Raw genomic sequence first — 5,584 nt, 5'->3', positions numbered from 1 at the left:
TTTTGTGTGTTGCTTCGTCGCGACGGGCACTCCCAGCTCGTCTACAAGCATGCGATTTCGACGATCATGCCGGCCCAGCCGGTTCAGCTTTTCGAGCCGGAAGACGCCAGCTGACGTCAGCGATCCTGCGGCCGGCTTCGCCTCCCGGAGCCTGGCCGCAGGCGCGTTCCGCCGATGGCGATCGGCCTTGCCTCTCAACCTGCGACGTTGTTGTCCCGGCACGCCGGAGCGCCATGCTGCATGAGCGGTGACGGGCTGCGTTTTTCCGTGCGCGCCGCACCTTTCCCGCCACCCTCGTCGACCCCATATCTGTCGGACACGGGTTTCCCCAGGCGGCCGAGGCCTCCTGCTCGGCAGTGCGTGTGCCCCGCACATGCCGGCGCGGCGAATTTCCACTACGATGTCGATCGACCGGGGCCTTTCGGCCCGGCAGCCAGATCACGATCGAAGACCGACAGGACAGGACTTGAACGAACGCGACCCCAACGAACAGATCGGCATCACCCTTGGCAAGCCGCGCGCCGTGTCCCGGCTGGCGGAAAAGACGCGCACGCTCGTCGTCGTGCCGGACGTGGTGATGCGTCGTCGCGGACCTGCCGATCCGAGTGACCTTCTCGCGGTGCGCTCGATGGAGGCGCGGGTCGCCGAGGCGGTGGGACTTGCGCGGGCGATCGACCTGGAGATCGTCGGCCAGCATCCGGTGCGCATCACCAATCCGCGTCCGGCGACCCTGCTTGGCGAAGGCAAGGTCGAAGAGATCCGCCTGGCGATCGAGGAGGGCGAGGTGACCCTCGTCGTCGTCGACCACGCCCTGACGCCGATCCAGCAGCGCAATCTGGAGAAGGCGTGGAACGCCAAGGTGGTCGATCGTACCGGCCTCATTCTCGAGATTTTCGGCGCCCGCGCCCGGACGCGCGAAGGGTCGCTCCAGGTCGAGCTTGCCCATCTCAACTACCAGAAGAGCCGGCTGGTCCGCAGCTGGACCCACCTCGAGCGGCAGCGCGGCGGCTTCGGCTTCCTCGGCGGCCCCGGTGAAACCCAGATCGAGGCCGACCGGCGGCTGCTGCAGGAGCGGATCGCCAAGATCGAGGGCGACCTCGACAAGGTGCGCCAGACGCGCGACCTGCACCGGCGCAATCGCAAGAAGGTGCCGCATCCGGTGGTGGCCCTCGTCGGCTACACCAACGCCGGCAAGTCGACGCTGTTCAACCGCCTGACCGAGGCGGACGTGCTGGCGAAGGACCTGCTGTTCGCGACGCTCGACCCGACCCTCCGCCGCATCAAGCTGCCCCATGGCGCCGAGATCATCCTGTCCGACACGGTGGGCTTCATCTCCAACCTGCCGACCCACCTGGTCGCCGCCTTCCGGGCGACGCTGGAAGAGGTGATCGAGGCCGATGTGATCCTGCATGTGCGCGACATCTCGCATGAGGACACCGAGGCGCAGTCCGAAGACGTGGCCGAGGTGCTGCGCCTGCTGGAGGTCGAGATCGGCGAAACCGGGCGGATGATCGAGGTCTGGAACAAGATCGACGTGATCGACCCCGACCGGCGCGAGCGCCTGCTGGAGGCGGCAAGTGCCGCGACCCCGCCGGCCGGTGGGGCTGACGCGTCCAAGGTGACTGCCCCGATCCCCGTGTCGGCGCTGACCGGAGAGGGCATGGATGCCCTGCTGGCGGCGATCGAGGAACGGCTCGTCGGCGACCATCCGGTCTACGACCTCAAGCTCGATCCCTCCGATGGCGAGGGCTTTGCCTGGCTGCACCGCAATGCCGAGGTGCTGGACCGCGGCGAGGCGGTGGAGGGCGGCATTCCGATGCGGGTGCGGGTCTCGCTGCGTCATCAGCCGCAGTTCATCGCAAGGTTCAAGGCGACCGAACGCACCGCCTGATCGAACCGGTCAATGCAGGACCTAGGACCGCGCCAGCCTGAAGCCGGCGCGGTAGGCTGCGGGTGTTGTCGCCATCGCATTGCGGAAATGGTGGCGCAGGATGGCGGCGCTGCCGAAGCCGGCGGCGGCCGCCACCTCCTCGACCGGCGCCGGCGACCGCTCCAGCAGATCCCTGGCCCGTTGCAGCCGCTCGGCCAGCAGCCAGCGCGCCGGCGTCGTACCCGTCGCCTCGGCAAAGCGGCGCAGGAAGGTCCGACGGCTCATGCCGGCACGCCGGGCGAGTTCCTCGATGGCGTGGTCGCGGCCGAGATCGGCGCGCAGCGCATCGAGCAATGGCCCGAGGCGGGCCCGCTCGTGGAGGGTCGGCACGGGGCGGGGCACATACTGGGCCTGTCCGCCGTCGCGATGCGGCGGGACCACGAGGCGCCGGGCGACACTGTTGGCGGCCTCCGGTCCGAAGTCGCGGCGCACCAGATGCAGGCAGAGGTCGATGCCGGCCGCGCTGCCGGCCGACGTCAGGATCTGCCCCTCGTCGACATAGAGCACGCCGGGCTCGACCCGGATCGCCGGATGGCGCTCGGCCAGCGCCTGCGTGTAGCGCCAGTGGGTGGTGGCGCGGCGACCGTCGAGCAGGCCTGTCGCCGCCAGCACGAACACGCCGGAGCAGATCGACATCAGCCGCGCGCCGCGGCCATGGGCGGCGCGGAGCGCGAACACGAGATCGTCCGGAACCGGGGCGTCGATCCCGCGCCAGCCCGGCACCATGATCGTGCCGGCCTCCGCCAGCAGGTCCAGCCCGCCATCGGCGACGATCCGGATGCCGCCGGTGGCGCGCATCGGTCCCGCGTCGATCGCCGCGACCGCGAAACGATACCAGTTGTCGCCCATTTCCGGACGATCGAGACCGAACACCTCCACCGCAACGCCGAACTCGAAGGTGCAGAGCCCGTCATAGGCGAGCACGACGACGCGGTTTCCGGCGGGCAGGGCGGAAGGGACGGCTTTTGGCATGATCTTGATGCTAGTTGGCGATCGTGCCAGAGGCAAGGCACCGCCGCCCCCGTGTATGCCTGTCGGTGTGATCCGAACCCACGGAGGCCGACATGAACGCCGTCACCGACCATCCCGCCGCCGCGCCTGACCTCGCGGTCCATCACTTTGCCGCCCGCCTGTCCTTCGAGACCGATTGCGCGGATGTCGCCGATGCGTTGCGCAGCGGCGCGCCGGGCTTCGTGCTGCTGCACGTGGTCGGGTCCGACGCGGCCTATGCGCGCCGCCATGTGCCCGGCGCGCTGCATCTGCCGCACCGGAGAATCGATGCGGCGACCATGGCGCGCTGGCCGATGGAGACGCTGTTCGTCGTCTACTGCGCCGGTCCGCATTGCAACGGCGCCGACCGGGCCGCGCTGGCGCTCGCCCGCCTCGGCCGGCCGGTGAAGCTGATGATCGGCGGCATCACCGGCTGGGCCGACGAGGGCCTGCCGTTCGCGGCCGGCGCCGAGCCGGGCGATCTGCGTACCCTCGACGCCGCTTGAACGGCTCGCCTGTTTTCTTCAGAGCCCGGAGGGATCGGGCGCCTCGGTCTTCGCCCGCTGCCAGAGAGCTTCCATCTCGTCGAGGCTGGCGTCCGCCGTGGTGCGGCCGACCTTGGCGAGTTCGGTTTCGATGAAGCGGAAGCGGCGGGCGAATTTCTCGTTGGTGAGGCCGAGCGCCATGTCCGGATCGGCGCCGATGTGGCGGCCGAGATTGGCCAGCGCGAACAGGAGATCGCCGAACTCGCGCGCCACCGGCTCCGGCGCCGGACGGTGCGGCGACAGCGCCAGCCCGTGGGCGTCGATCTCGGCTTCCAGTTCGTCCAGTTCCTCGCGGATCTTGGCGATCACCAGCTTCGGATCGTGCCAGTCGAAGCCGACCGTCGCGGCCTTGGCCTGGAGCTTGACCGCCCGCGACAGCGGCGGCTGGCTCGCCGGCACGTCGCCGAGCAGGCCCTTGTCGCCGTCGTCGGGCAGGCCGCGCGCCAGCCGGCGGGCACGACGGGCGGCCTTCTCCTCGGCCTTGATCCGCGCCCACGAACCCTTCACCGCCCCGGCGTCGCGCGCCTCGGCGTCGCCGAACACATGGGGATGGCGGCGGAGCATCTTGTCGCTGATGGCGGCGACCACGTCGGCGAAGGCGAAGTCGCCGCTCTCCTCGGCCATGCGCGCATGAAAGACGACCTGCAGCAGCAGGTCGCCGAGTTCGTCGCGCAGGTCGTCGAGATCGCCGCGGGCGATGGCGTCCGCGACCTCGTGGGCCTCCTCCACCGTGTAGGGCGCGATGCTGGCGAAGGTCTGCTCGATGTCCCACGGACAGCCGGTCGCCGGATCGCGCAGTGCGGCCATGATGGAGAGAAGCCGGCGGATGTCGCCGGGCGGGGTGCCGTCCATGTCCACGCGCTGCCGTCCTTGCTGCCTTGCGAAAGCGGCACTGGACCAGAGGCAGGCGCCGAACGCAATCGGGGCGACCGCAGGGCCGCCCCGATCGGATCGAGGATCTTCACGGATGAAACGCGATCACATCGCGTCGGCCTGGCCCGGCCAGTAGGTGCCTTCGGCAAGCTCCCTGCCGCTGCCGACCAGCGTCTCGCCGCCGAGTTCGACCATGAGGCCGTAGACCTTCTTCGCGCTGGCGATCTCGTCGGCCAGCGGGGCAGTGGGGATGCCCTCGCGGAAGCGGTCGCGCAGGATCGCGAGTTCCGCGTCGTCGGCGGGCCGCACGATCGGGCGCAGGCGCTCCCATTCGGCGTCGCTGGTCCTCAGGATCTCCTTCGCCTCGCGCGAGGCTGCGACGAAGCCCTTCATCGCCGCCTCATGGGCATCGGCGAAGGCGTCGCTGAAGACATAGCCGATCGCGGCGGCATCGCCGCCGGCACCCAGCGCCTGCGCGGCGTCGCTGCCGCTGTAGAGGCGCTTGAAGCCCTTGGCTTCCAGCTTGGCACAGTAGTTCCAGAAGTTCAGCGAGGCATCGAGTTCGCCCTGCGCGGCCTTTTCGGCCAGCAGCGGGGGGGCGCCGAACACCGGCTCGGCCTCGGTGGCGAGATCGACGCCGAAGTCCTTCCTGGCCGCGGCCTGGATCATCAGCCAGTTCTTGTCGAGCGGCCCGCCGGCCACCCCGATCGTCTTGCCCTTGAGATCGCCGAGATTGGCCACCGCCGACTGCGGCGGCACCATCACCGCGCCGACGGCCGAGGAAAACGGCACGAAGGTGAGGTCGCCGCCCTCGGTGCGCTGGCGCGAGACCCACAGCCAGTCGCTGACGATCACGTCCATGTTGCCGCCCTGAAGGCCGATCTTGGTCGCCTCGTTGTTGGCGACCTCGACGAGCTCAAGCGCAAAGCCGTGCTTGGCGTCGAGCCCGTGGGCCTTGATGACGTCCATCTCCCAGTTGACGGTGCCGAATTTCAGAACGCCGACGCGGATCGTGTCGGCCGCCACGGCGGGCAGGGCGGACAGGGTCAGGACAAGGGTGGCGGCAGCCACGCCTCTCGTTGCGGACATCATGCTGTTTCTCCCGGATCTGTCATCGCCCACGGAAGGCGACGCGGCCGCGTCTCGCACGCGGTTCGGCGCGGCGGGCGGTCTTGCGCGCATGGTAGGAGCTAGGGGGAGGATGCGCACCTAAACAAAAGGTCACATTGGGAAAATGCGAGTCGAC

Annotated in this window: 6 protein-coding genes; 3 read left to right on the top strand and 3 right to left on the bottom strand. The window is 69.5% G+C overall.

Annotated elements, in window-relative coordinates:
- Together A6302_RS19080 and hflX are read left to right on the top strand one after the other, a co-directional pair.
- The coding region (locus tag A6302_RS19080; RefSeq protein WP_210183399.1) for an RNA chaperone Hfq at positions 1-114 on the top strand (114 nt) is incomplete at its 5' end.
- Positions 115-400: 286 nt separating this feature from the next.
- A complete protein-coding gene (gene hflX, locus A6302_RS19075) occupies positions 401-1,891 on the top strand; it encodes a GTPase HflX (protein ID WP_083255911.1) in 1,491 nt (496 codons plus the stop codon).
- A gap of 21 nt (positions 1,892-1,912) precedes the next feature.
- Here the strand turns inward: hflX and ftrA are convergent, their stop codons facing one another.
- The gene (gene ftrA / locus A6302_RS19070) at positions 1,913-2,902 is read right to left on the bottom strand and encodes a transcriptional regulator FtrA (protein ID WP_069308354.1); all 990 of its coding nucleotides are present in this window, start codon (positions 2,900-2,902) and stop codon (positions 1,913-1,915) included.
- A 92-nt stretch (positions 2,903-2,994) separates the two neighbouring features.
- On the opposite strand from ftrA, the gene A6302_RS19065 reads away from it, so the two are divergent.
- Complete coding sequence (locus A6302_RS19065; protein WP_069308353.1) at positions 2,995-3,426, top strand: rhodanese-like domain-containing protein; 432 nt, start codon at positions 2,995-2,997, stop codon at positions 3,424-3,426.
- A gap of 18 nt (positions 3,427-3,444) precedes the next feature.
- On the opposite strand, the gene mazG is transcribed toward A6302_RS19065, so the two are convergent.
- Positions 3,445-4,317, bottom strand: coding sequence for a nucleoside triphosphate pyrophosphohydrolase (gene mazG / locus A6302_RS19060; protein WP_069308352.1), 873 nt, complete (start codon positions 4,315-4,317; stop codon positions 3,445-3,447).
- A 126-nt stretch (positions 4,318-4,443) separates the two neighbouring features.
- The gene (locus A6302_RS19055; protein WP_245294154.1) at positions 4,444-5,409 is read right to left on the bottom strand and encodes an ABC transporter substrate-binding protein; all 966 of its coding nucleotides are present in this window, start codon (positions 5,407-5,409) and stop codon (positions 4,444-4,446) included.
- Between the last annotated feature and the right edge of the window lie 175 nt (positions 5,410-5,584).

Origin of the sequence: Methylobrevis pamukkalensis (genome assembly GCF_001720135.1) — a bacterium.
Classification (GTDB): domain Bacteria; phylum Pseudomonadota; class Alphaproteobacteria; order Rhizobiales; family Pleomorphomonadaceae; genus Methylobrevis; species Methylobrevis pamukkalensis.
The sequence above is the reverse complement of the archived record's forward strand: the minus strand, read 5'-3'. Positions and strand labels throughout refer to the sequence as shown.